Here is a 24,556-nt window from a genome sequence, read left to right as displayed (position 1 = left end):
ACTCAAGTAGCAGCATATCAGTTGCTCCTTGGTGCCTGAGCACGGTCGAACATGCCATAGTCACGAACAACTTCGGCAACCCGTAGGCGATAGTCGGCGAATAATTGTTCGCGTCCTTGAGTTTGTGCCTCGCGGTGATATATCTGTTGTCGCCAAGCCTGTACCGCAGCCTCATTCTCCCAGAATGACAGCGATAATAAGCGTTCGGGATTGACCATGCTCTGAAACCGTTCGATTGAAATAAATCCTGCAATTTCACTCAGGCTCGATTTCAGGTCGGCGGCTATCTCTAAATACCTTTCTTGGCAGCCGAGATTCGGCACGACTTCAAAAATAACGACCATCATAGTTTTGTCTCCGCAGCTCTTTGATAGGTCTTGGCTATCGGCTTTAGGAAACTGCGTTTTTCACTCAAAATAAATTCTCCTTGCTTGGCCAGCTGAAAATTTGCCTTGCCTGCGGCTTCTGTCTTCAGTTTGTCTCTATAGCGTTCATAGTGGGCCAGGCTATCGAAGCTAATGAGACCAAATGCAGTGTCATTGGTGCCTTCGTGTGGCAGAAAGTAGCCAAGGAGTTCGCCGCCGTAGGCTGGAATAATATCGCCCCAGTTTTCAGCATATTGGGCAAATTGTTCCAATTTGAACGGGTCTATTTTGTATTCGATAAAACAGGTAATTTTCATAGTGCTTGGCGCCATTGACTTGTGTGCTAAAGGTTTTAGTTGCATTGTAATTACCTGAAAACTTAATGCTTCGATGGTTATCGAACTGTCCCCGAATGAGATTACAAGCATGGAACCTAACATTGCCTTTATTGCCAACTTGATTGGTGACGCAGCCCGCTCACGTATGTTGATTGCTCTTATGGGCGGACAGGCATTGACGGCGACAGAACTGGCTCTTGAAGCTGATATCACACCGCAGACTGCCAGCAGCCATTTAACTAAGTTGGTTGAAGGCGAACTATTGCTCGTGCGTAAGCAGGGGAGGCATAAGTATTTTCAGTTGCAGAGCCGCCAAGTGGCCGAACTGTTGGAAAGTCTGCTCAACATAAGTGCTGCCATTGCGAGCCCTAAGGTCATTCATGGGCCTGCGGACTCTAGATTGAGACTGGCTCGTGTTTGTTATGACCATCTCGCGGGTGAATTGGGTGTTGCACTTTACGACAGCTTAAGTCGGCAGAATTTGATCGCCCATGAGGGGAACGACACAAACATCACCGCGGCAGGGATGACCTTTTTTGCTAAACGTGGTGCGGAGCTCTCGTTGCTGGGCATCACGGATGGGGAAATAGATGGTTTAAGTTATGTGCCGAAAAGTCGTCAATCTCGCCGCCCTTTGTGTAAGTCATGCCTCGATTGGAGCGAACGCCGCAGTCATCTTGCAGGTGTTCTAGGTCAATGGATTCTTAAGGATATTTTGGCTAAAGGCTGGGCAGAGAAAGCCCTCGACACCCGTGCCCTACAATTTTCAAGCCGAGGGTTAAAATCCTTTCGTGCTGACTATGGCATTGCGACAAAATAGACAATTTAATGTTGTCTATTTGAGGCTGAAAATCATATTGTTAATTATGGCTAGCCATTTTTACTTGTTATTCCAGAATTCAGATGGAAAGGAATAGAAGGCATTTGGATGGGGTGTTAATTTGAACTAAGTTAGGAGGCGTTGGATGATAAAAACATCTTTAATTTTATTCTTTCTTCATGTCTTCTCATTTTCTGTATTGGCAAATGAGGCGTTAAAATTTGAGGTCAATGGAAATAACTTTTATATAACAATATATAATAATTCTGAAAAAAAAGTTGAGCTTAATTATATTCTATGTTTTGAGCCATTGGGTGGTATCAGTTTTGATATAAAGGATGAAAATGGAGTCATCTATGGCATAAATGGCATGTTTGATTCTGGTTGTGCGTTAAACGAAAAAATATCAGTGCCTCGTTATGGAATTATTGGTCAGATAGTAGATAAAGACCTAGTTAAAATGATCTATGATCCCGTTCCTAAAAAATTACATGTAACAGCAATGTTTTGTGAGAATTATTTTACTAGGGAAAAATGCTTAACAAGCAATACACAAATTGTAGATTTTTCAGTAAAATAACTATTCTCATATTAATTCTTGAGTACAAAATGAGGCTACTCATAGTTAAGTGAATATGACACTTAAATTTTGCACCTATTTCGTAATTAACATAAATGTAGTCATAGAGCCTATAGAGACATGTTTACTGAGTGGCATTGTCACTCATGACGATATAGCTATGCCATTTCGGTATAGAGGAAGGTATTAACAAGATGCAATCAGTCGATTTATCCCGTCCGTTACCCTTTCATCTAGAAAGGCTCAAAGGTCATGCTTGGCTTTATCAGGAACGTTTGGAAAGTCTGGATTGGGTGATGAATATGATCCGCACTGAATCCAGAACTCTAGATTTATTCGATATTGCTAACGATCATCTCGCTCTTGCATCAAAGGCGTTGCATAGCGCCGCAGCTCCGGCACGCGCCTTCGAGCACCTGCAGCAGATGCATTATCTGGGCATTAAGGGCTATAAACGTAAGCTGATGGTCGATGGCGATACCCTCAGTGTCAAGATCCCCGCAGACACCTTAGTGCTGAAATCACTGCCTGCAGATAACCGATTTTTATCCTATGCAGACTGGACTATCTATTTTTGGAGTGCGGTACTGCATGATCAGTACCAAGATATAACCTATTTGGTCAGCATCAAGGAGGCCGATAACTTTAATTGGGAGTTGGATCCGCCTTCCCATATGATGAGTGATATTTTGGCCGGTTTCTTCCGTGTGAAAGCGGGCGATGTGGCAGCGTTGATCCAAAATTTCGTCAGCGCCACTGAGTTTGGCAAGATATCGACGGCATCTTACGATCATGTGGCGAATGTTACGCTGCCAACCATTGACGTCATGTTGAAAATTTTCGGCGGTGCCGAAGAACCCCAATATCGGCAGGCCATGTACCTAGCGCTGCAATCCCACGATAAGTTTTATAGCCTGCCACGTATGGCGGGCAAAGTCGTTGGCGATATCTCTTTGCCGCTAACCGCGTTAGCAAAGTTAGCCTACCGTAAGTTTGGTTATACCTTAGGGTTCTACAGCGATTATGTCCCAGAAGTTATTTATCAAATTGAGGATCAAGCTATTAGCTTCGAACAGTTAGAGCCGATAAGCTAAGTACTATTGGATTTGTCCCTTATACAAGGCCATTAAAATCGGGCTCATAATGGCTGTCACAGTTTTACTAAATGAGAAAACGGCAAACTTTATGGCAGTTGAGCCCTGTCTTAATGCTTCTTCGCCTCCAAGCGTGTCCGTGATTATTCTTACCTAGGTTAATTCACCACGCCACCTAAAATCCGCCCTTTTATGCCCAGTTAGCGGCTATTGTGGGGGCGGTTTCCCCTCTAAAATTAATTAAATCTCTTAAGAACTGATTCAACTACCGTAATTAAGTGTGCACGCATGGCCAGAAAATGCGGACGTTCAGACATTCTGAGTGCTGCTATGGAAGTGACCGTCCGCCCCATGGTCGCTTATTCACATCCATGCGATCGGTCCTATACAGCAGATGCCACGTTCGAGCACCTATGACTGGCTGTGCTTAACTTAATTTCATAATAAATCAATTGGTTAAGTATTGGTTTTACTTGCAAAAAATTTTTATACTCTCAAGATCGAACAGACTGATTTACCTCAAAGCTGGATTCCCGCTCAGAAGTATTGCGGGAATGACGACTAGAGACCGTCTCCAATAAAGCACTGTCTCTTTTACCTTCATCATTAAATCTGTTAACAATTCCTCAATGTCCGTGTAGTTTAGGTAGCTTATAAAAACAACAATAGGTTATCGCTATGACTTTACCCTCTGTATCACCATCTGCTATTTCAAAATCTGCTATCTCAACATCATCGATCCCAAGATCATTTGGGTTTAACTTTTCTGCAAACCAATCCCGTTTTTCCAAGACCTTACTCGCTTCGGCCTTAGCCTTGAGCTTTATGGGCGCGGGTTTGAGTTCGGCGCAAGCGGCGACCAGTGCTATGCCGGATGCGGCTAAGTTGGCGGCGGGTGTGGAGCAAAAGGTGATCGACTGGCGCCGCGATTTACATCAACATCCTGAGTTGTCTAACCGTGAATTTCGCACCAGCAAGATTATTGAAAAGCATCTGAAATCATTAGGTTTAGAAGTACAAACGGGTGTGGCGCATACGGGCGTGGTGGCTATCTTAAAAGGCGGAAAGCTGAAAGGTGGCAAGTCTGGTCCCTTGATTGCGATTCGGGCGGATATGGATGCTTTACCTGTGACTGAGGTGGTCGATTTGCCCTTTGCCTCTAAAGCGACCGATACCTATCGTGATCAAAAAGTGGGGGTGATGCATGCCTGTGGCCACGATACCCATGTGGCCATGTTGATGGGCGTGGCTGAAAACCTCGTGAAAGTGAAAGACAGCCTCGCGGGTGATGTGATGTTTATCTTCCAACCTGCCGAAGAAGGCGCGCCAGACGGGGAAGAAGGCGGCGCGGAGTTAATGCTTAAAGAAGGGTTGTTTGCTAAGCGTAAACCTGACCAAGTGTTTGGTATGCATGTTACCTCCAGCATGCCGAGTGGCATGATTGGTGTGCGCAGTGGCCCGGCGATGGCGAGTGAAGATTCCTTTACGATCAAAGTGAAAGGTCGCCAAACCCATGGTTCGCGCCCTTGGAATGGGGTCGATCCTATTGTCGCTGCGGCGCAAATTATCACCAACGTGCAAACGATCGTCAGCCGTCAGGTGGATATCACTAAAGCCCCTGCTGTGGTGAGTTTTGGTGCGGTTAATGGTGGCATTCGCTCTAACATTATTCCCGATGAAGTCGAGCTGATTGGTACGATTCGCACCTTCGACCAGCCCATGCGCGCCGATATCAAAGTGCGTTTAGCTGAAATGGCCGAGTTGTCGGCGAAAACGCTTGGTGCGAGTGCGACCACAAAGATCCACCCAGGTTATCCTGTTGTGGTCAATAATCCCGAGTTAGTCGCTAGCATGCGTCCAGTGCTTGCCAGTGTGGTGGGCGATAAGATGCTGATTGAACCTGGGTTAATCACAGGTGCCGAAGACTTTTCTTATTACGCCTTAGAAGCGCCGGGGATGTTTTTCTTCCTCGGGGTGACGCCAAAGGGAACGGATCCAGAAACCGCGGCCAGCAATCATTCTCCGGCATTCTATGTGGATGAAAGTGCGCTAAAAGTGGGAGTTGAGGCCATGACTAAAGTGGCGTTGACTGCGCTTAAGGCGCAATAAGTCGGACAGACGTTATTCCGTAAGCTCTTCGGTATAACTTGAGCTTACAAAAAATCGGCGCGGGATAAGCATCCAGCGCTTGATTTGTTAATCAATATGCCATCATATGTGAATTTTTACAGCAAGGAGCGAACCAAATGAAGCGCACGCTATCGGCTCTGGTGTTGGCCATGGGACTTTTTAATCCCCTAAGCCAAGCACAGGCCACCACGGCAGAAGACATTAAGAGTTTCACGCTAGATAACGGCATGAAAATCATGGTGCTAGAAGATGCCTCAATTCCCAATGCCAACATGTATTTGTTTTGGAAAGTCGGTTCACGTAACGAAGTGCCCGGCATTACCGGTATTTCGCACTTTTTCGAACATATGATGTTTAACGGTTCAAAAAAGTACGGCCCAAAAATGTTCGACCGCACTATGGAAGCCGCAGGTGGCGCGAACAACGCCTATACCACTGAAGACATGACGGTTTATACCGATTGGTTCCCCGCTAATGCGCTCGAAACTATGTTCGATCTTGAAGCCGACCGTATCGCAAACTTAGATATCAACCAAACTATGGTCGATAGCGAACGTGGTGTAGTGCAGTCGGAACGCTCCACTGGCTTAGAAAACTCTAACTGGAATGCCCTTGAAGGTGAGATCAAAGGCGTGGCATTTTTAGCTCATCCTTATTCTTGGTCGGTGATCGGCCATGAGTCGGATATTGCCGCTTGGACGCTGGAAGATCTCGTGCAGTACCACAAAACCTATTACGCGCCGAACAATGCTGTGGTCGTGATTGCCGGTGATGTAAAGGTTGCCCAAGTTAAAGCCTTGGCCGACAAGTACTTTGCGCCTATTCCGGCACAAACTCCGCCTAAAGCGATTCGTACCGTAGAACCAGAGCAAAAGGGCGAGCGTCGTACTTTTGTGCAAAAGGCATCGGTGAGCACACCGAATGTGATGCTGGCGTACCATATTCCGGCGGCGACTCACGCAGATTTTTATGCGCTGGATTTATTAAGCTCGATTTTAAGCCAAGGTAATAGCTCGCGTTTATATCAATCACTGGTTGATAAACAAGTGGCCTTAGAAGCGCAAACCTATATGCCGATGTCGGTCGACCCGAACCTCTTCTATGTGATGGGTGTTGCCACGCCTGAGGTAAAAGCCTCGACGCTGGAGCAGGCGCTGATTGAACAAATTGATGCGATTGCGACAACGGGTGTTACTCAGCAAGAACTGGATAAAGTTAAAAATATCAAGTTGATGGATTTTTATCGTTCAATGGAAACCATTAATGGCAAGGCCAATACCATAGGCACCTATGAGATGTATTTTGGCAGTTATGACAAGCTATTTAATGCGCCAGAAGCCTATAACAAGGTGACGCCAGCGGATATTCAACGTGTTGCCCAAACCTATTTACGTAAATCGAATCGCACTGTAGCTGTGCTGGCGGCAAACGAGGAGATCTCTCAATGAAATCAACGGCAGCGAAATCGATGGCAATGAAATCGACAGCAATGAAATCACTTATGATGGCATCACTCGGGAAACCTTTTAAGTTAATGGCCGCATTAGCCCTAGGCACAAGTTTAGCCTTAGCGGGTTGTGCTACGACATCGGCGCCAAAACGTGTCGAAACTGGCAGCTTTGTGATGCCAAGTTACGACAAGTTCGTGCTGGATAACGGCTTAACTGTGTATTTAATGCCGCAGCGCGAAGTGCCTTTAGTCACCTTAAATGCCGTGGTACGTGCGGGAGCTGTCAATGACACCACCGCAGGCGTGGCGCAAATGACAGCAGAAGGTTTGTTGTTAGGGGCGGCGGGTAAATCTAAGGCGGATATCGAGCAGCAAGTGGATTTTCTCGGTGCAAGTTTAGGCGCTGAAGCGGATAAAGAAGGCAGCTATCTCAGCGCCGATTTTATGGCGAAAGACACTGACGTCATGCTGGGCTTATTTAGTGCGGCGATGTTAACGCCGGACTTTGACGCCGCCGAGTTCGATAAACTCAAGCAACGCGCGATTGCGGGATTGCAGCAAGATAAAGAAAGCCCACGGGCGGTGATTGGTCGTTACTTCGATAAGCTGGTATTTGGTGGACATCCTTATGGTAATGCGGCTTCGGGTAACAGCGATTCACTTGAACAAGTGACAGTGTCGCAGCTGCGCGCTTTCCATAAGAGTTACTACCAACCGGCCAATACTGCGATTACCGTCGTGGGTGACTTTGATGTTGCTGCGATGAAGGCCAAGCTGACGCAAACCTTTGGCCAGTGGAAAGGCAGCGAAAAGCTGGTGCAGCCTGACTTAAATCAAGGTTTGCCTCAGTTAACTGCAGCGAAAGTTTTGCTGGTGGATAAACCCGATGCCATCGAGACAACCTTTGTTATCGGCGGTTTAGGCATTAGTCGTGACAATCCAGACTATGTCGGTTTAACAGTAGTGAACACTATTTTAGGTGGTCGTTTTACCTCTTGGCTTAACGACGAGCTGCGGGTAAACGCGGGCTTAACCTATGGCGCACGCTCAGGTTTTAGTCCTTATACTGACTCGGGTGTGTTCACTATCAGCACTTTCACTAAGACGGAAACCACTCAAGAAGCGATTGATCTCGCACTGAAAACCTATGCTCGTTTATGGGAGAAAGGCGTAGATCAAGCGACCTTAGATTCGGCTAAAGCCTATGTGAAGGGCCAGTTCCCACCTAAGTTTGAAACCTCAGGCCAACTGGCGGGATTATTGTCAGGCATGTATCTGTATGGCTTCGATGATAAGTTTATCAATGAGTTCCAAGCAAAGGTGGATGGTTTGACCTTAGCTGAAACCCAAAGACTCGTGAAAACGTATTTCCCGCAAAAAGATCTGCAATTTGTGCTGATTGGCAACGCGGCTAAGATTGCTCCTATCGCCGCTAAGTATGGCAAAGTGCAAACCGTGGATATTAAAGCCACGGGATTTGGCCAATAAGCCAAGTCATTTTAAATCAAGTTATTTTAAGTTAAGTCTTAAAAAATAAGATGTTAGTTTAGGTTCTGGTTTAAGTTAACCCATTAAAAAGGTCTGCATTGCAGACCTTTTTTGTCTCTTATGGCTGACGTTTAACGCGCGCCAGGTTCGGTAAAGTGGGTCATCCACTTCTTCACTTCGTTATACCAGTAGACTGAGTTATTAGGCTTCATAATCCAGTGATTTTCATCGGGGAAATAAATCATCCGCGATTCAACATTTCGACTTTGCAGGGTGTGAAACAGCTCGAACCCTTGGGTCGCCGGCACTAAGTAATCGAGTTGGCCATGACTGACTAAGGTTGGAGTGTTGAAGTTAGCCGCAAAGTAATGGGGCGAAATGGCTTTATACAGTTCTGGGTTATCCCAATAGTTGCCAAATCGGGTGCTGTGCACGGCAAAGTCCGACGCCATTTGTGCATACATGTCATAAACCGCAGCATGGATCAACAGGGCTTTAAAGGGATGCGGCTGACCCAAAATAATCGAGGTCAGGTAACCACCATAACTAGCGCCGCCCGCCACCATGCGATCACTGTCTATCCAGCTTTGTTGTTTAAACCAGTCTGCCGCCTTGAGCACATCCTCAAGGGGTTTTGTCTTCCAATCGGGATTGATGGCATCGGCAAATTCCTGACCAAAGCCGCTCGAACCGTGGAAGTTTGGCCACGCAGTGACATAACCCCAAGAAGCAAAGGTTTGCGCGTTCCAACGGTAATGGAAACCGTCGGTAATGGCATTGTGTGGACCGCCGTGGACGAGCATAAACAATGGATATTTTTTGCTACGATCAAACCCTGCGGGATAGTGAACCCACATTTGAATATCTTTACCTTGATAGCCTTTGTAGGTAACTGATTCATAAGTGCCTAGGTCAACATCTTTAAGAATATCGTCGTTAAAGTTTTCTAGGCGTTCAATCTTACCATTACGGGGATTGATGCTGACTAAGCGAGCGGGATACAAGAAGCTCTGATTGGTGGCAATCAGTTCGCCGTCTTTGCCTATGGCGGGTTGGCTAAAATCGGTCGCCTCTGTGATGGCTTTTACTTTGCCGCTCTTGGCATCGATAGAGTAAATGCGGTTTGTGGCGGCGTCCTCCACTGTGGCATAAAAGCCCTTGTTGTCGGGTGTCCAACTGAATTGAGAGACTGAACGGTCCCAGTCAGCAGTGAGTGTTGTGAGTTTACGGCTGTCGATATCCAGCAGCATCAGCCTTGAGGTATCGGCGTAGAAACCGGGAATTTTCTGGCGGGTAAAGGCGAGCGTTTTACCGTTAGGGCTAAAGCTAGGATTCAGATCCGGCGCTTGATTATCTGCGGTGAGATTTTCGGCCTTGTTGCCCCCAATCGCAGCGAGAAATATATCAATTTTAGGATCGACTTTATTCTCTGAGCCATAGGCATTGAAGGCAATCCAGCGTTCATTGGGGGAAACATCATAGCTTGCACTGCTTTGGTCTGAGCGTGGTAATTCATGGCCCGCAGGCTGGGTGATATTTTCGACATTACCGCCTTTGGCCGGAATTCTAAATACGTGGGCTTGGCGACGTTCATCTAACCAGTGATCAAATTGGGAATAGGGCAAGGCGTTCCATTGATGGGCGGAAACCTTATTGTCTATATCTGTGGCGAGCTGGGTTTTCATTTCTTCCCAGCTTTGATTAGGAAAGATATTGCTGATGAAATACAGATGCTTGCCAACCCACTTAATGCTGTTAACGCCAGTAGGAATATCGGTTAAGCGCTGCGCTTCACCCGGACCGTCCATCGGCAGCAGGTAAATTTGGCTCGCCTCGTCTTCATTGCGCTTACTCACAAATGCCAAGGTTTTGCCGTCGGGGGAAAACACGGGCTCGCTCACCCTTAAACCTTTGGCTGTGATGGCTCGGTTATGCTTGCCATCGAAATGCCACAGCTGGGTTGAGCCTTTATCGGCTTTTAGATCGTACTCTGTGACTGGCGCGATAATGTGTTCGCCCGTTGGAGATACAATCGGGCTACCGATACGTTTGAGTTGCCAAAGCAATTCTGCTGAGAGTGGTTTGCCCTGTTCTGCAAATGCCGAGCTAAAGGGCATCAGTAAACAGAGTAATAAAATGCCTGTCTTCTTCACTATGAGTCTCCTTGTGATACAAACAGTTACTAGGATTATGATGTTGCGTATTTTTGCTCAGTGGCAAGTTAGCATGAAAACCCGCTATGCCTGAATAAGCTGTTATGTAAGCAACTGTGAATCTTTGTTGGGTATCTCAGCTCAAAAGCGGTTGATGTAGGCGGTAAACAGTCAGGCTAACTGCAATACAAAAGCGTTCATTCCGTCGTTAAAGGAATCGTTTGTAATGGGGGATTTGTCGATTGATGCTTTTAACGCTAATGTATTGATCTGTTTCGGGTAGGTGCTAAAGATATGCCACTTAAAATCGACCGTTTGAACCTTATGCTGGGTATTGCCATTGTACTGAGCGTGTTTTCGTCCTTCTCAGTCATGGCCGCTAAGGTCAGTTTCAAGGAATTTTGTCCACAATTAGTGGGGCAATGGGCGGGTGATGCTGCCAAGGCGGGGGAGATTCCGAGGAAAGTGGCAGTAACGGGCTTTTGCTCCCACGATCAGCGCCAGTTGATCTTATCTGTGAGTATCGGCACGAGGGCGCCCTTTAGCGAAACTTGGTGGTTTAGGGAACAAGGCGATCAAGTATTACTGACCTATTACGACGGTGTGGCGGAAGATAAACAGCAAGTCTTTAGTTTATATCGACAAAATGGGGATTATTCCCTGCTGGGGGAAGGCGTTGTTAATGCGAGACCCGCTTTGATCCAGTTACTCTTTGATGCTCAGACTCAGGCTCAAAATCAAGCGGCTGGATGGCAATGGACGCAGAATATTCAATATTTAGACGATGATGTTGATCGCTATCAGCTGTTTCGTGGGATAGAGATGACGCCTGTCGCGCCATCTCCTTAGCCGCCCCTTAGCCACAAATCAGCGATTTAGCTTCGACAGCGTTTAAAGTGCGCCAGCAAAATCCAGTTGGCGCCACGCTTCATAGCTGATAATCGCCACCGCATTTGACAGATTCAAACTACGGCTGGTGGCCGCCATTGGAATACGCAGTCTCTGCTCGGTCGGGATAGATTCGATAATCGCCATCGGCAAGCCGCGGGTTTCAGGGCCAAATAACAGCACATCATCTTTCGCAAAACTGAGTTCAGTATGTGGGCGGCTGCCCTTAGTGGTACAGGCCATAATGCGTTTGCCTGCCATGGCTTCAAGGAAGGCATCGAAGTTTTTATGGCGAGTCACATTGGTTAAATCAGCATAGTCTAAGCCCGCGCGGCGCAGTTTTTTCTCTTCAAAATCAAACCCTAGTGGCTCAATTAGATGAAGTTGGCTGCCGTTGTTGGCGCATAAGCGAATGATATTACCTGTGTTAGGTGCGATTTCTGGCTCATAGAGTGCGATATGGAACATACTGGCCCGCCTATAGAAAAATGACGACCGATTATACGGCAAACGGCAGCTAAGCGCAGTGACAGAGTATGCTTTATCACGTTCTCATTTGGATGCGAGGCATGAACGCCACAATCGTTGTCGTCTGCTAAGCTTGAGAAAGCCACCGAGGGACCACTCATGTTCAGTCACTTTATTAACTTGTGTATTTTTTCTGTGCTTTTCCTTCACAGCATTTTCACCCCAGCTTATGGCGCGGATGATGCTGTCACTAATGCTGGCGGCAAGCGGCAGATGACGGCTTATTTAGGGGAGATCCCTGGATTAATTAATGCCGATGGCACAGGGCCATTTGTGGAATTGGTTAAAGCAATTGATAGGGCAGATCCTGAGGTTGAAATTGATATTAAGGTTTTCCCGCTTTCACGGGCTATGCTAGGCGTGACGCTTGGTCGTGCTGATTTTGGTTTGCCCGCAATCCGTAATAATGCCGCGTTAGATGCCTTACCTTACCGTTTTAGTTCTGTTTCATTTGGGCAAGTTACCCACGTGCTTTATACCAATGTGGATAAGCCGATAACGAAGGCCATGTTATTTGATCAGCAGCAAACGGGGCGCGTATTTACCGTGGAGGCGATTCCAGATTACATGCCTATCCCTGCGGAACCTTCGATAACCATTAAACGTTCTTTGCTAAAACTTTCCCATGGCCGTATCGATGCCTTCGTTTGGGCACAGGAAGAGGCCGATATGATGCTGAAACAGTTGAAGTTGCATAATATCCACCGTGAAGACTTTGGCGATTTTGAAGATGTGTTTGTGATTGCCAAGGGCCCCGAAGGGGATGCCGTGGATGCATATTTGAGCCGCATGATTGAGCTACTGCGGCAGACTGGAGAGTTAAGCCAGATTTATCAAACTATCCATCTGTCCTACAATGACTGGCAACCTTAGTTTTTAAATCAAATAGTTAACTTGATTAACTCCCACCGATAACGAGATATTCATAAACTTCACTTGCTAGGAGTGAAGACTGAGAATAACATATCTTCATGTCAAGATACTTTTTAAAGAGTTATTATGCCTTTTGTAATCGCCTTACTCGCCCCTGTATTTTGGGGGACGACCTATGCGTTAGTGAGTCTCTACTTACATGACATGTCGCCCTATTGGGTGGCGGTGTGGCGCGCGCTGCCTGCGGGGATACTGATGTTGATGCTTCGTCCTCGCTTGCCAACGCTGGTGTGGTCAAAGCTCGGTTTGCTGGCTTTTTGTAATATCGGTGCCTTCTTCACCTTGTTATTTATCGGCGCGTATCGTTTGCCGGGCGCAGTGGCGGGGACATTAGGGGCGACGCTGCCGTTAATTTTCTTAATCTTAGCTTGGGTGATTGATAAAAAACGCCCTGGGATGAAGTGGTTACTATTAGGCTTAATGGGCCTTGGCGGGGTGATTTTACTGCTTAACCCGTCGGCGGATCTCGATCCTATCGGCGTGTTGTGCATGTTGAGTGCCACGACGTTAATTGCTTTCTCTTCTCGCTGGATGCAAAAGTGGGATGTGGGTGACTTTTTAGTGCTCACAGCATGGCAACTGTTTTTGGGCGGCTTGATGTTAATCCCGCTGGCGTGGTTTATGGCGGGCCCGCCGCAATTACCGAGCCTGACAGTGGTGCCGTCGTTACTATGGTTAGTGATTGCCAACACCGCCATCGCTTATTGGGCTTGGCTGTGGTCGATGCGAAATTTAGGACCAGAAATCATGGGCATGGTCGCTTTAGTCAATCCCGTGGTTGCCGTATCATTAGGGGTTATGATCGTGGGTGAGACCTTAGACATGCGTCAGTGGGCGGGGATAGGTGTAATATTACTGTCGCTGTTATTGATGAAATTGCCACAGAATTTAAGGTTAAACCCATTTAAAAAAGTGCAGCCCTAGTCAGTATTTTGGGGTAAATGAGGGATAGATGCTAAAACGTTTGGATCTGAATTTACTACCCGTACTTGAAATCCTGCTTGAGGAACAAAGTGTGACCGCCGCTGCGGCGCGGTTGCATTTGAGCCAGTCGGCGGTGAGTAAACAACTGACGCGCTTGAGGGAAGTGTTTGATGATCCTCTGTTTGAGCGCACCGCCTACGGCCTAAAACCGACGCCTAAAGCCTTGTCGCTCGCGCCTGAATTGCGCCAATGTTTACAGCAATTGGCGCAATTTACCCGGCCCGACACCTTCGAGCCCGCCTTAAGTCAGCGGCAGTTTAGAATGCATTTGGTTGAAACCACATACTCGCTGACCTTCCCGCATTTTATGCCCTCACTGCTCGCCCAAGCGCCCGGTGTGAGTCTCAATTGCCAAACCTGGCGTCTCGATACTATGGACAGATTACTGCGCTGCGACATCGACTTAGCCATAGGTTGCCGCGAGTGGGACGAGCGTTCGCCTATGCATGTGAATCATATTCCCGATGACTTGTGCCATGTCGAGCTAGTGCAGGATTATACTGTGTGCTTGATGCGCCGCGATCATCCGGCGTTAGCACAAGAGTGGAATTTAGACACCTTCTTGAGCTATCGCCATCTGCAAGTGGCTTTTGGTGGCATAGAGCATTGGTTGCTGGATGATGTGCTGCAACTTGAGGGCCGTCAGCGCGATATCGCCGTGAACATGACCGACTTTCAGAGTGCTATGGCCCTGTGTGAACAAAGCGATTTAATTCTTTGCGCGCCGTCCCGTTATGCCTTTGCTGTGATGAAATCCTTCGAACTTCAGTCTTTGCCATCTCCTATCAAGCTGATCCCCGGCGCGTATTTATTGATGTGGCATAAACACTTCGAGCATGACTTGAGCCATAAATGGCTACGTGAGTTGATCATCAGCCAAGTGCTGCCGTCGATTACGCCTCGGGTTTAGGCTCTTTTGGCGCCGTTAACCAAGCGGTTAATGTGGGTAAGACTGCTTTTCCATCCGCTAGCCCTTGTTGATAGACGGCGGTCACTTTATCGATATTGCGATCGAGTCTGGATAAATTAAGCGGCAGTGCTGGGCGGATCACAAAGGCGTTATCAGCTGCAACGGCTTGGTCTAACTCGGTTAATGCTTGATTATAAACTCGGTGGCGTTCACTTAACGCATGGGCAACTGCGGGGTAGCGTTTATAGGCTTTACGAGCTAACCAATTCATTTTCATCGCGGATTTTTGGTAATGCTGATCTTGAGTCAAGATCACCACTTGGCGTGAGTAACCATCTTTGCGTGATTGTGCTAACGGTATCGGTTCGCCTATGCCGCCATCGAGGTAATGATGTTGGTTAATCACGCTGGGTTTAGACATAAAAGGCAGGCTAGAGGAGGCGATGAGCACGTCGAGTAATTTATCGTGGTCGTCAAAATCGGCCATACCGAAGTAATCGGTTTTCCCTGTATTGCAGTTAAAGGCGCCGACCTTAAATTCGGTATGACTATTTAAAAATGTATCAAAATCAAATGGCAGTAACTCATAGGCCATGCGGCGATAGGTAAAGTCGGTGTTGACATAGTTGCCTGTTGCCAACCAATGGCGCAGGCCCATATAGCGTTTATCGTTGAGATATTGCTGCTGAATTTGAAGATTACGCCCAAATTGGCGGGACACATAGGAAGCGGGATAAATGGCACCCGCAGACACCCCAATCACATAGCTGAAGTTGAGCGACTGCTGCAAAAACGCGTCTAACACACCTGCGGTATAAATGGCTCTGAGGCCGCCACCTTCCAACACTAAGGCCACATCTTTCATCGAGTTACATCTTTTTTATCGGCTCATCCCAGCAGAATACCCCAGCTTAGCGCAGAAATGAATGCGGATAGGGCACGTTTAAGAAGCGTGGTCGACGTCGGTGTGATGGGACGCTTGCTTGGGCTTTATGGGTAAGATATTGGTTACGCTACCCTTTGTGCCGTCTTTTTGAACACACTGTTTAAAGTGATAGGCAGGGGTAAAATCCGCCTGACTGAAGTATTGGCTAAGTGTATTGAGCGCTTCTTTCACTTTTGCGGGCTGCTTATCCCGCGCCGAAGTGACGCTGTAAACGCTGTAGGTATTGAGTGACCATTCGGGTAAGAGGGTCACAAGCTGGCCGCTTTCGAGGTATTTATGCACTTCAGGTTCGGGCAGAGCGGCAAACCCGAGACCATCGAGAGTGAGTTGGATTAATGCCTGCATATTGTTGACCGTAATGCGCTGGCTTGTCAGTTCGAAGCATTCTTTGCTGCGGCTGTGAGTTAAGGTTTCACTGTTAGCGCTGGGGTGATTAATGCGATTAAAGACAGCTAATTCAGCGGGATGCAGAATAGTTTTGTGCATTGGCAGATAATCGGGCGAGGCGCACAGCAACATGCGCCAATCGGCTAAGTGGCGGGCAATTAAGTTGGAATCGGATAAAGGCCCGATGCAAATCGCCAGATCTATGCCCTCGTTGACTATATCTATTGGGCCATCCTGCAGCAGTAAATTCAAACTTATCTGCGGATGCGCCGCCAACAGGTAGTTAAAGGGCTCGCTCAATAGGCCGCCGCCAAAACCTATGGGCGCGGCAATCTTTAATTCCCCCGAAGGAATCCCTTTCAAATTATTGAGTTTCTGCTCTGTGCTTTCGACTATCGCGATGACTTTTCGGCAATTCTCATAGAACAAGCTGCCCGCCTCTGTGAGGGTAAGATTGCGAGTATTGCGATGGAATAGACTGATCCCCATATCCATTTCGAGCTTAGTCACTTGTTGACTTACCGCTGAGGAGCTGAGGTTTAACTGCTGCGCTGCGGCACTCATTGAGCCCTTTTCTGCGATTGCCGCAAAAACGATCATGCCTTTGATCATGTTTTTATTCATTTTTAAGTAACTCTTACAAGTGAATACCTAAAGTCTAACTTGAGCTGATTGTAACATAGGGATACATTGCCGTATTGAAAATTGTTCTCATTTACAATCTTTGCCCAATGGAGACTTGTCGGTTATGTTGTTAAGTCGTAAGAAGTACCTCGCTCAAGTGATCACCGCTTTATGTTTGTTGCCCGCAGTGCCTGTGACAAATGTCCTTGCGGATACTGCGCCTGATAAAGAAAAGATGATGGAAAGAATCGTAGTGACCGCATCGGGATTTGAACAACAAATTCGCGACGCGCCCGCATCTATCAGTGTGATCACCCGTGAGGATCTGGATAACCGCTTCTATCGCGACTTAACCGATGCCATGTTAGAAGTCCCCGGTGTGGTGATTACCGGCGGCGCCGACCGTCAGGACATCAGCCTGCGGGGCATGGGCAGCCAATACACGTTAATTTTAGTGGATGGTAAACGCCAATCTTCGCGCGAGACACGTACTAACAGCGACGGTCCAGGTGTTGAAGGCGCTTGGACGCCACCATTGGCGGCCATCGACAGAATTGAAATTGTTCGCGGGCCTATGTCATCACTTTATGGTTCGGATGCCATTGGCGGCGTGATCAACATTATCACCCGTAAAGTGCCGAATGAGTGGCAGGGTGAAGTGCGACTCGACACAACATTGCAGGAAAAGTCGACCTCAGGAAATGTGTACCAGAGTAACTTTTTCGTCAACGGTGGTTTGATTAAAGATCTGCTGGGGATGCAACTGTACGGTCAATATACTCAGCGTGAAGAAGATAATATCTACGGCGGTTACCGTGGCCGTGATGCGACGAATCTGACCGCGCGTTTTGCGCTCACCCCCAATGAAAACCACGACATCATGCTCGAAGTTGGGGTGTCAAACCAAGAACTCGACAGCAGCTTAGGCAAAACCGTTACACCGCTGGCACCGGGCGAAGCCTGTGGTCGTCGCGGTTGTCCTCAATCTTCAACGACAGAATACGAAAACAGCACCATTTCGCTTTCACACACAGGGCGTTGGGACTTTGGTACCTCGGATTCTTATATCAAGCATGAGGTTTTTGATAACAAAACCCGCAAGATGAAGATCACTAACACGGATGTGCAATCTAGCCTGATCACCACCTTAGGCCAAAGCCATACGGCGACTTTTGGTGCGGCATTTAACCATCAAGATTTAACCGACGAAACGGGCAATCAGGTTAGCGACTTAACCGATATCAGCCGCAGACAATGGTCGGTATTTTCTGAGGATGAATGGCGCATAGTCGATAACTTTGCCCTGACCATGGGGCTGCGTTTGGATGATGATGAAAATTTTGGTCACCATGTCAGCCCGCGCGTTTACGGCGTGTGGGGATTAACCGACAGCACCACCTTAAAGGGCGGCGTGTCGACGGGCTTTAGGGCGCCGAGTTTGCGCCAGACAGTGCCCGATTGGGGACAAGTGAGCCGTGGCGGCAACATGTACGGTAATCCAGATTTACAACCCGAAACCTCAGTGAACTATGAGTTAGGTGTGTATTCGGATCTGACCGAGAGCATTACCGCCAGTGCGGGTGTGTTCTATAACGAGTTTAAAGATAAGATCACCCGTGTGGCCTGTCCTGCGACTCAATGTACCGATGGTCCCAATCAATTTGGTTCCGACCCAACCACTTACGTGAATATTGACGATGCTGTGACTCAAGGGATTGAGCTGAGTATCGACTATCGGATTCGCTCAAACCTGAGCTTTACGGGTAACTACACTTACACGGATTCAGAGCAAAAGACGGGTGCTTACAAAGGCAGCCCATTGAATCAATTGCCTAAGCATTTGATCCAAGCGTCGTTCAACTACGAGCCTATTGATAACTTAAGCACTTGGTTGAGAGTGAACTACCGTGGCGAAGAGAGCCAACCGACGACGGGACCGTCGTCGAGCAGTTTTATCGCACCTTCTTACACTCTGCTGGATTTAGGGGCTAACTATCAGTTGAACGATAGCCTGAAATTTAGCGCGGGCATTTACAACGCCTTCGATAAGGACATTACCCAAGAGGAATACGGTTATCTTGAAGATGGTCGCCGTTACTGGTTAGGTATGACCTACAGTTTTTAAGCCGATACCTTATTGCTAACATTTAAACGAAAGCCAGAGCATTGACTCTGGCTTTTTGTTAGTTGTATTCATCAATAGGAATGACTATTTGTTTGCTAGCGGGTGTGCGCGGGCGAGTTCGATGGCCGCACCTATGGCGTTTCGCGCTTGGGGACTGTTTTTCCAGCACGTGGTGCGCAGCATGCTGGCGACTAAGTTCGCGATATCATCCACTTCGTGTTGTGCCAGTTGTTGTAGTGAACTGATACCAATTTCTTCGAAGCGTTTAATCACAGTAGGACCAACGCCTTTGAGTGCCAATAAGGCATGTTTTTCTTGTTCATTAAAACCCATAACCCATACTCCTTTATGACTGGGATCGCGCTCAAGCTAGCATTAAGGCAAGACTACCTTTAAACCAAGTTAACAAAAAGGCCCTCGAAGGGCCTGTTTAGTCTTTATGGATCAACAATCATCCGTAAGTGTTACATATCACAGGGTTTGAGCGGTTTACGCAACTGGGCGCGCACGTTGTCCATGCCTGAATAAAACTCTTTCATCATCAAGAGACCCATCATCTTACCGTTGTCGGTCACGATCAGATTGTCGGGATCCCTGGGGTCATTCTTGATCGCGCCAATTAACTTCATCGACGTCATTTCTTTAAACAAGGCGGTATCTAAATTGACGCCAAAGGTGTCGCGGAAATATTTACGTGATAAACGGCCGGAGAACATGCCCAGCAAAAAGCGATATTGCATCACGTCTTTTTTGCTGTAGTTCTTTTGTTGCTCGACGCCCATTTGACCCGCTGCGATGCGTTCTTGGTACTTACGTAGCGAAAAAGTGTTCACATATAGGGTGTCATTCAAGAAGCTGAATGAGCCTGAACCTACGCCTAAATATTCGTCGTAGTCGATAACGTATTCGTCAAACCCTTCGTCATCGGTTTTACCAAATGCCCATGCAGATAATTGATTATATTGGCCATTCAGGCTGTTTAATATCTGGCGATATTGGTTAGCCATATCCGCCTGCGGCGCCGCTAACTTGCCTTTTACACTCTTGCGAGTCTGGTGGGTGATCATCAGCGGATAAGTGGTAATTTGTCTTGGATCTAAACGCGATGCCATGTCGAGATCGTGTTGGATCACTTCATCGGTTTGGCCGCGGAAACCAAAAATCAGATCGACGTTGATGATCGGGAACAGCTCTTTGGCGCCCATGATCTTGTCGAAGGTTTGTTGACCCGTACCGAACTTATCGAGTCGGTCGGTCATTTTTAAAATATCGTCATTAAAACTTTGTACGCCGATGGACATGCGATCCACTAAGCCTTTGAGTTGCTTAAAGCCTGGGCTGTCTAAATGCTGCGGATCGGACTCGCAGGAGACTTCTTTAATGCTCGGGAATAGGGTTTTCGCGTGTTCGATAGTACGGGCTAATTCATCTTCTAATACTGTGGTGGTGCCGCCGCCAATGTACATAGATTCAAAGTCATAGCCGAGGGCTTTAACCATTTCCATTTCTTTACGCAATGAGATGAAATAGGCGCGCGCCTTGTCTTCCTTGAACATGAAACGGTGGAAGGTGCAGTAAGAACACAGGGTATGGCAGAAGGGGATATGCGCGTACAGCATATACTTTTTGCCTTCTACGGGCGCTGGCATCATTTCTGCGGAAAGGGTATCGAGGCGAAGATTCTTATCGACGTAGTACTGCATGACTCGTTCCATCGAGCCGAGCATCCAGTTAGGGACGGTAATATTCGCTTGATAAGGCGTTGCGATAGCGCCGCTGAGCGTTTGGATAACTGAAGACATAACGATTCCTATCTGTGAGTGCTAACCGTAAACACCGAAATTGCTTTAGGTAATTCACGACCACCTAGCGCAATAAGACTACCTCGTATGTAATTGTTAAAACGTGAACTGGTTATAAGTTACGGTTTCCTAACAAGGAAATCACGGGCTTTTTGTTAAGCAGATCATGTTTTAGCGATCGAGAATGCATTTTTATCCTGCGCTTTGGGGCGGAATCTACTGTGAATTTGGGGAGTTAACTTAAGGTGTCAGTCGAAATGTGGAGAATAAAAAAACACCATTCCAGGTTTTTATTGCTGGTGGATTGGCGCTTGTCTATCCGAGGCTCGACTGTCATCATCCGAGCGATAAAATAACCTCCTGATCTAAAGGGCTAGCTATGTTGGTAAACGTAAACCGCTTCTTCCCGCTGTTGGCACTGATAGGCGCAGTGACAGCTTATCTGATGCCGAGTTGGTTTACTGAGCTTAAATCCGCCATAGTGCCGCTGTTGGTGATCATCATGCTCTCTATGGGGCTCACCTTAGATCTGCAGGATTTTGCTAATGCATTCAAACAAAAACGCGCCGTGCTGACTGGGCTGATACTGCAATTTTCGGTCATGCCGCTCAGCGCATTATTGATCAGCCAGTTATTAGGATTAGATAGGGAACTCACCATAGGCATGGTGTTGGTGGGCAGCGTGGCAGGCGGCACCGCCTCAAACGTGGTCTGTTACTTGGCAAAAGGCGACGTGGCTTTATCGATAACTATGACGGCACTATCGACCTTAGCGGGCGTAGTATTAACGCCACTGATTATTAAGTTGTTGATTGGCGAAATGATCGATATTCCCTTCGCCGACATGCTACTGAGCTTAGTGAAAATCGTGCTGTTCCCCGTTAGCGCAGGCGTGATCATCAATCATTTTTTTAAATCGCTGGTGGCCAAAGTCGCTCCTGCATTGCCGTTGATTTCAATCTTGGCAATCGTGATGGCGATTACCATTATCGTGGCGTTAAATGCCAATCAGTTTGATAAAGTTGGCCCCATTATTTTGCTGGCAGTGTTCTTACATAATGGTTTTGGCCTCGCTTTAGGCTACTTTTGCTGCCGTTTATTAGGCTTTAACCACACAGTTTGTAAAACTATCTCTATCGAAGTTGGCCTACAAAACTCCGGTCTTGCCACTGCTTTATGTATTAAATTCTTTAGCCCTATTTCCGCCATCCCTAGTGCCATCTTCTCGATATGGCATAATTTGTCTGGCGCCATATTGGCGGGATATTGGGCGAGGGAATCGCAAGATTAATAAGATGTTGCTGGCGAAAATAGACAATACCTGTGACCTAGCAAGCGCGGCCACAGGCTTAGATTGCTGTGACTAATTAACCGGTAATGGGGTCTCGACGGGCATGAGTGTCAGCTGCAAGATATTTTCTTGCTGGCTTAATGCCAGTGGCAGGGTGTAGTTGGGAAAGCGCAATCCGAATACGGCACCTTGTTGTAATAAGCGATACAGCTGATCTGTCATGGCAATCGTTAAGCTGGCACAGCCATGCTCGTCGACTCTGCCTTCAAGTGGTAAAGCAATTTTGTCAGTTAAGGTGAGATACGCCGCCATACGCCAGTGCGAGTTTTCTCCAATATTGTATGTGCTGCCATGCAATTGGTTGTAGCCTAAACCACAGGCTTGCAAGCTTAATTGGATTTTGGCCGCTGTGGGTAGCGAAAGAGTCTGTTGCCGCTGCTGTGCCAGAAACGTGCCCCACGCCAGCCGATTTATAACTGAGTCCAGTGAGATGGGAACATACTGTTCTTGCTGTTTTAGTGCATTAAAGCGGGCAATGCCTTGTTCCAATTTAGTGAGATCGTCTTCATATTCCAGTTGTGCCTTAAGCAGTTCATAAGCGGGAGCCTTCGCTTCTTCCATTCCCGCTAACGCCGCTTTCTCGTAGTATGCCAGTGCTTGCACTTTATCGGTTTCTGCGCCCAAACCGCGCTCTTCCATGCTGCCTAAATGATAGTTAGCGATGGCAACTTGACGTTTAGCACCTTGTAAAAATGCGGCTTTCGCACCGCTGTAGTCATTTTCATTCAACAGTAGGGCGCCGTAGTTTGTCCACGCCGTACCATCATCTGCTGCCATACCCAATTCTAGCCACTTTATGGCTTGCTGGCGTAATTGCGGGAGGTCGAGACTTTCTCTTTCGCTGCCGACACTTTGCATCGCTATTAAGTAAGCGCGCAGATACTCGCGTGAGGCACTATCCAAGTAAAGGTTATCTGGTTGAAGTTCAAAGGCTTGCCCAAAATAACTCCCTGCTTGCTGCGCCGCTTCGATTGCTTTCGTGAGATAGAACCTTGAAATGGGATCTGCCGGACTGTGTGCTCGCCCTAGGTTATATAAGGTCGGTAGTTTAAGACCCCGCGCCAGCGCTTCTTCTAACAAGGGGATGGCCAGCATTTTTCGATCATTATCCAGCGCCATACTGCCTAGGTTATGGCTGGCACGGGCCGAACCTAAGGCTCTGGCCTGTTCATAGTATTGGCTAGCGGTGGCATTGTCTTGCGTGACGCCGCGGCCGAGATGGTAGGCTTTACCCAGTAGAAATAACGCCTCAGCATTGTTTTCTGCGGCTTGTTGCTGCGCTTGTTGCAAGAAAGCGTCGTATTGTTGTTGCTCAAATAACTGTTCCAGCGCGGATTTTTCCGCCGTTGCAGCAAAGCTTAGGGTCAACAGTAATAGGAGAGTCGCAATCGTGAATATCTTCATAACATCCTTGTCGTTAAGCGGGTACTTGCAAGCGGTAGTGCTAGTGAAGTTGGCTAACATAGTGGCTTGTTATGCTACAAGCAAGTCTTGCTGTTTGCCACTGTGTTATGACTTGCGGATGAATTGCAGCGATAGCACTGCCGTGACTAATGTGTGGCATTGCCAGTTTGAAGGGGGGCTCCCAAAGGGCGGGTTTCAATGCGCTTTATACTGCGTTCAAGGGTTTCGACAGAGCACCACTATGCCTTCAAGCCTTCGCCATGTCTAAAGCGCGTTGAACTCCCGCTGAATGAACAGATATTTAATACGATTGGTATTAGTGTTAACGACGCTGATTTGTGTGTCATTATTGACTGCAAAAATTGGGTGTTGCTGCATAGATAAAAGCAGTTTTAGTAAGTGAACTCGTTGAGTTCCATGCACTCAGTTGCGCCATAGCGTCGAAAGCCAGCTTGGCTCTTTGCACGACTTTGGCGGTGTAATTGCTATTGGGATCTTTATACTTAAAGGACACTTCGGCAATCACGGGTTGCTGCGAGGCACTTGGGGAGCTGGTGTACCACAGCGTGAGTTCGAGTGAGGCATCTATGCTACCTAAATCGATTTCACTGCCTTCAAACACATATTCGTTAATCGTAAGGCCACCGACTTTGGCGAGTGTGAGATTGCTACTTAAACCGTAAGCGTCGGCAAAGCCTGAAAAGTGACTATTTACATCGGCCATATCATTTAAGGTGCGGGTGTTTGGCGTGGTGGTTGAATGGCTATATACAATGCGGATGCCATTATTGATATCGGTACTGATGTCGGCTTCGAGTTTAGTGTCGGCTTGATTATCGGGTGAGCTGAGATCTTCAAAGTCAGCAATAAATCGATCAGGGCTGCGAAATTTCAGGGTTACTTCACTTTTGCCATCGCTCGTTCGGTCACGAAAGATATAACCTAACTGCTTTAGCTGACAACTGGTTGGGGTGTCATAGAAGGCTACTTGACGTGTTTTGGTTAATGCCCAAGAGCCTGTGACATTACGACTAATTGCGTTGCTAATGGTTTGTTTAGCATCCGTTAGATAGCTATTGGCGGTTGTACTTTGAGTGGCGTAATTAAAGTGGCTTGGGTCGAGCAGTAACTTATATTCCCTTGATGTTTCAACAGGATTTGCTTGTGCTGCATATGAGGCGAGCAGGGTACTTGAGGCTAACGTGAATGACATCATCGCCTGTGAAGCAGTTTTCATCGATTAATCCTTAAGTGAT

The 24,556-nt window shown here is 47.3% G+C and carries 23 protein-coding genes; 13 read left to right on the top strand and 10 right to left on the bottom strand.

Annotation, left to right across the window (positions count from 1 at the left end; translation table 11 throughout):
* Positions 1-17: 17 nt before the first annotated feature.
* Positions 18-347, bottom strand: coding sequence for an antibiotic biosynthesis monooxygenase (locus MO387_RS09730; protein ID WP_107949822.1), 330 nt, complete (start codon positions 345-347; stop codon positions 18-20).
* Positions 344-727 (bottom strand): NIPSNAP family protein, encoded by a 384-nt coding sequence (locus MO387_RS09725; protein ID WP_107950384.1) that lies wholly within the window; start codon positions 725-727, stop codon positions 344-346. Before MO387_RS09725 ends, MO387_RS09730 begins: the two co-directional genes overlap by 4 nt.
* A gap of 64 nt (positions 728-791) precedes the next feature.
* On the opposite strand from MO387_RS09725, the gene MO387_RS09720 reads away from it, so the two are divergent.
* The 6 genes from MO387_RS09720 to MO387_RS09695 all read left to right on the top strand — a co-directional run bounded on the left by MO387_RS09720 (position 792) and on the right by MO387_RS09695 (position 8,265).
* Positions 792-1,523, top strand: coding sequence for a winged helix-turn-helix domain-containing protein (locus MO387_RS09720; protein ID WP_107949820.1), 732 nt, complete (start codon positions 792-794; stop codon positions 1,521-1,523).
* A 145-nt stretch (positions 1,524-1,668) separates the two neighbouring features.
* A complete protein-coding gene (locus tag MO387_RS09715) occupies positions 1,669-2,103 on the top strand; it encodes a hypothetical protein (protein WP_107949819.1) in 435 nt (144 codons plus the stop codon).
* A gap of 194 nt (positions 2,104-2,297) precedes the next feature.
* Positions 2,298-3,197, top strand: coding sequence for an Imm49 family immunity protein (locus tag MO387_RS09710; protein WP_107949817.1), 900 nt, complete (start codon positions 2,298-2,300; stop codon positions 3,195-3,197).
* A 678-nt stretch (positions 3,198-3,875) separates the two neighbouring features.
* Positions 3,876-5,306, top strand: a complete 1,431-nt coding sequence (locus MO387_RS09705; protein ID WP_107949815.1) for an amidohydrolase — start codon at positions 3,876-3,878, stop codon at positions 5,304-5,306.
* Between the two features lie 137 nt (positions 5,307-5,443).
* Positions 5,444-6,775, top strand: coding sequence for a pitrilysin family protein (locus MO387_RS09700; protein ID WP_012090519.1), 1,332 nt, complete (start codon positions 5,444-5,446; stop codon positions 6,773-6,775).
* Entirely contained in the window at positions 6,772-8,265 is a 1,494-nt protein-coding gene (locus MO387_RS09695; RefSeq protein ID WP_234420974.1) for a pitrilysin family protein, read from the top strand. Before MO387_RS09700 ends, MO387_RS09695 begins: the two co-directional genes overlap by 4 nt.
* 131 nt (positions 8,266-8,396) lie before the next feature.
* On the opposite strand, the gene MO387_RS09690 is transcribed toward MO387_RS09695, so the two are convergent.
* On the bottom strand, positions 8,397-10,418 hold the full coding sequence (locus tag MO387_RS09690; protein ID WP_107949813.1) for a S9 family peptidase: 2,022 nt from the start codon (positions 10,416-10,418) through the stop codon (positions 8,397-8,399).
* Positions 10,419-10,712: 294 nt separating this feature from the next.
* On the opposite strand from MO387_RS09690, the gene MO387_RS09685 reads away from it, so the two are divergent.
* Complete coding sequence (locus MO387_RS09685; protein ID WP_107949811.1) at positions 10,713-11,267, top strand: hypothetical protein; 555 nt, start codon at positions 10,713-10,715, stop codon at positions 11,265-11,267.
* 42 nt (positions 11,268-11,309) lie between these two features.
* Here MO387_RS09685 and trmL read toward each other — a convergent pair whose 3' ends face one another.
* The gene (gene trmL, locus MO387_RS09680) at positions 11,310-11,774 is read right to left on the bottom strand and encodes a tRNA (uridine(34)/cytosine(34)/5-carboxymethylaminomethyluridine(34)-2'-O)-methyltransferase TrmL (RefSeq protein WP_107949810.1); all 465 of its coding nucleotides are present in this window, start codon (positions 11,772-11,774) and stop codon (positions 11,310-11,312) included.
* 159 nt (positions 11,775-11,933) lie between these two features.
* Between trmL and MO387_RS09675 the strand changes: the two genes are divergently transcribed.
* The 3 genes from MO387_RS09675 to MO387_RS09665 all read left to right on the top strand — a co-directional run bounded on the left by MO387_RS09675 (position 11,934) and on the right by MO387_RS09665 (position 14,661).
* Positions 11,934-12,707: a transporter substrate-binding domain-containing protein gene (locus MO387_RS09675; protein WP_107949808.1), complete on the top strand. Its 774-nt coding sequence runs from the start codon at positions 11,934-11,936 to the stop codon at positions 12,705-12,707.
* Positions 12,708-12,833: 126 nt separating this feature from the next.
* Complete coding sequence (locus MO387_RS09670) at positions 12,834-13,691, top strand: EamA family transporter (protein ID WP_107949806.1); 858 nt, start codon at positions 12,834-12,836, stop codon at positions 13,689-13,691.
* A 28-nt stretch (positions 13,692-13,719) separates the two neighbouring features.
* Positions 13,720-14,661, top strand: coding sequence for a LysR family transcriptional regulator (locus MO387_RS09665; protein WP_012090512.1), 942 nt, complete (start codon positions 13,720-13,722; stop codon positions 14,659-14,661).
* Here the strand turns inward: MO387_RS09665 and MO387_RS09660 are convergent.
* Positions 14,645-15,526, bottom strand: a complete 882-nt coding sequence (locus tag MO387_RS09660) for a patatin family protein (protein ID WP_107949804.1) — start codon at positions 15,524-15,526, stop codon at positions 14,645-14,647. The genes MO387_RS09665 and MO387_RS09660 overlap by 17 nt on opposite strands.
* Before the next feature lie 78 nt (positions 15,527-15,604).
* Entirely contained in the window at positions 15,605-16,618 is a 1,014-nt protein-coding gene (locus MO387_RS09655) for a LysR family transcriptional regulator (protein WP_107949802.1), read from the bottom strand.
* Between the two features lie 124 nt (positions 16,619-16,742).
* Here MO387_RS09655 and MO387_RS09650 point away from each other — a divergent pair, with 124 nt between their 5' ends.
* Entirely contained in the window at positions 16,743-18,743 is a 2,001-nt protein-coding gene (locus tag MO387_RS09650) for a ligand-gated channel protein (protein WP_107949800.1), read from the top strand.
* A gap of 84 nt (positions 18,744-18,827) precedes the next feature.
* Here MO387_RS09650 and MO387_RS09645 read toward each other — a convergent pair whose 3' ends face one another.
* A complete protein-coding gene (locus MO387_RS09645; RefSeq protein ID WP_107949798.1) occupies positions 18,828-19,076 on the bottom strand; it encodes a hypothetical protein in 249 nt (82 codons plus the stop codon).
* A 131-nt stretch (positions 19,077-19,207) separates the two neighbouring features.
* Positions 19,208-20,545, bottom strand: coding sequence for a coproporphyrinogen III oxidase family protein (locus MO387_RS09640; protein ID WP_107949795.1), 1,338 nt, complete (start codon positions 20,543-20,545; stop codon positions 19,208-19,210).
* A 379-nt stretch (positions 20,546-20,924) separates the two neighbouring features.
* On the opposite strand from MO387_RS09640, the gene MO387_RS09635 reads away from it, so the two are divergent.
* On the top strand, positions 20,925-21,836 hold the full coding sequence (locus tag MO387_RS09635) for a bile acid:sodium symporter family protein (RefSeq protein ID WP_063882367.1): 912 nt from the start codon (positions 20,925-20,927) through the stop codon (positions 21,834-21,836).
* 72 nt (positions 21,837-21,908) lie between these two features.
* Here MO387_RS09635 and MO387_RS09630 read toward each other — a convergent pair whose 3' ends face one another.
* The gene (locus MO387_RS09630; RefSeq protein WP_107949793.1) at positions 21,909-23,300 is read right to left on the bottom strand and encodes an SEL1-like repeat protein; all 1,392 of its coding nucleotides are present in this window, start codon (positions 23,298-23,300) and stop codon (positions 21,909-21,911) included.
* Positions 23,301-23,498: 198 nt separating this feature from the next.
* Here MO387_RS09630 and MO387_RS09625 point away from each other — a divergent pair, with 198 nt between their 5' ends.
* On the top strand, positions 23,499-23,684 hold the full coding sequence (locus tag MO387_RS09625) for a hypothetical protein (protein WP_107949791.1): 186 nt from the start codon (positions 23,499-23,501) through the stop codon (positions 23,682-23,684).
* Here the strand turns inward: MO387_RS09625 and MO387_RS09620 are convergent.
* Complete coding sequence (locus MO387_RS09620) at positions 23,647-24,537, bottom strand: hypothetical protein (protein WP_107949789.1); 891 nt, start codon at positions 24,535-24,537, stop codon at positions 23,647-23,649. The two genes, MO387_RS09625 and MO387_RS09620, sit on opposite strands and share 38 nt — an antisense overlap.
* Between the last annotated feature and the right edge of the window lie 19 nt (positions 24,538-24,556).

It is taken from the genome of Shewanella sp. N2AIL, from assembly GCF_022690845.1.
Lineage (GTDB): Bacteria > Pseudomonadota > Gammaproteobacteria > Enterobacterales > Shewanellaceae > Shewanella > Shewanella baltica.
This window is presented reverse-complemented; position numbering and strand designations above follow the sequence as displayed.

What these genes read in the sequence shown, in the direction of transcription:
- MO387_RS09730 (WP_107949822.1), bottom strand. Translation starts at nt 347, where the DNA reads ATGATGGTCGTTATTTTTGAAGTCGTGCCGAATCTCGGCTGCCAAGAA.
- MO387_RS09725 (WP_107950384.1), bottom strand. Translation starts at nt 727, where the DNA reads ATGCAACTAAAACCTTTAGCACACAAGTCAATGGCGCCAAGCACTATG.
- MO387_RS09720 (WP_107949820.1), top strand. Translation starts at nt 792, where the DNA reads ATGGAACCTAACATTGCCTTTATTGCCAACTTGATTGGTGACGCAGCC.
- MO387_RS09715 (WP_107949819.1), top strand. Translation starts at nt 1,669, where the DNA reads ATGATAAAAACATCTTTAATTTTATTCTTTCTTCATGTCTTCTCATTT.
- MO387_RS09710 (WP_107949817.1), top strand. Translation starts at nt 2,298, where the DNA reads ATGCAATCAGTCGATTTATCCCGTCCGTTACCCTTTCATCTAGAAAGG.
- MO387_RS09705 (WP_107949815.1), top strand. Translation starts at nt 3,876, where the DNA reads ATGACTTTACCCTCTGTATCACCATCTGCTATTTCAAAATCTGCTATC.
- MO387_RS09700 (WP_012090519.1), top strand. Translation starts at nt 5,444, where the DNA reads ATGAAGCGCACGCTATCGGCTCTGGTGTTGGCCATGGGACTTTTTAAT.
- MO387_RS09695 (WP_234420974.1), top strand. Translation starts at nt 6,772, where the DNA reads ATGAAATCAACGGCAGCGAAATCGATGGCAATGAAATCGACAGCAATG.
- MO387_RS09685 (WP_107949811.1), top strand. Translation starts at nt 10,713, where the DNA reads ATGCCACTTAAAATCGACCGTTTGAACCTTATGCTGGGTATTGCCATT.
- trmL (WP_107949810.1), bottom strand. Translation starts at nt 11,774, where the DNA reads ATGTTCCATATCGCACTCTATGAGCCAGAAATCGCACCTAACACAGGT.
- MO387_RS09675 (WP_107949808.1), top strand. Translation starts at nt 11,934, where the DNA reads ATGTTCAGTCACTTTATTAACTTGTGTATTTTTTCTGTGCTTTTCCTT.
- MO387_RS09670 (WP_107949806.1), top strand. Translation starts at nt 12,834, where the DNA reads ATGCCTTTTGTAATCGCCTTACTCGCCCCTGTATTTTGGGGGACGACC.
- MO387_RS09665 (WP_012090512.1), top strand. Translation starts at nt 13,720, where the DNA reads ATGCTAAAACGTTTGGATCTGAATTTACTACCCGTACTTGAAATCCTG.
- MO387_RS09660 (WP_107949804.1), bottom strand. Translation starts at nt 15,526, where the DNA reads ATGAAAGATGTGGCCTTAGTGTTGGAAGGTGGCGGCCTCAGAGCCATT.
- MO387_RS09655 (WP_107949802.1), bottom strand. Translation starts at nt 16,618, where the DNA reads ATGAATAAAAACATGATCAAAGGCATGATCGTTTTTGCGGCAATCGCA.
- MO387_RS09650 (WP_107949800.1), top strand. Translation starts at nt 16,743, where the DNA reads ATGTTGTTAAGTCGTAAGAAGTACCTCGCTCAAGTGATCACCGCTTTA.
- MO387_RS09645 (WP_107949798.1), bottom strand. Translation starts at nt 19,076, where the DNA reads ATGGGTTTTAATGAACAAGAAAAACATGCCTTATTGGCACTCAAAGGC.
- MO387_RS09640 (WP_107949795.1), bottom strand. Translation starts at nt 20,545, where the DNA reads ATGTCTTCAGTTATCCAAACGCTCAGCGGCGCTATCGCAACGCCTTAT.
- MO387_RS09635 (WP_063882367.1), top strand. Translation starts at nt 20,925, where the DNA reads ATGTTGGTAAACGTAAACCGCTTCTTCCCGCTGTTGGCACTGATAGGC.
- MO387_RS09630 (WP_107949793.1), bottom strand. Translation starts at nt 23,300, where the DNA reads ATGAAGATATTCACGATTGCGACTCTCCTATTACTGTTGACCCTAAGC.
- MO387_RS09625 (WP_107949791.1), top strand. Translation starts at nt 23,499, where the DNA reads ATGCGCTTTATACTGCGTTCAAGGGTTTCGACAGAGCACCACTATGCC.
- MO387_RS09620 (WP_107949789.1), bottom strand. Translation starts at nt 24,537, where the DNA reads ATGAAAACTGCTTCACAGGCGATGATGTCATTCACGTTAGCCTCAAGT.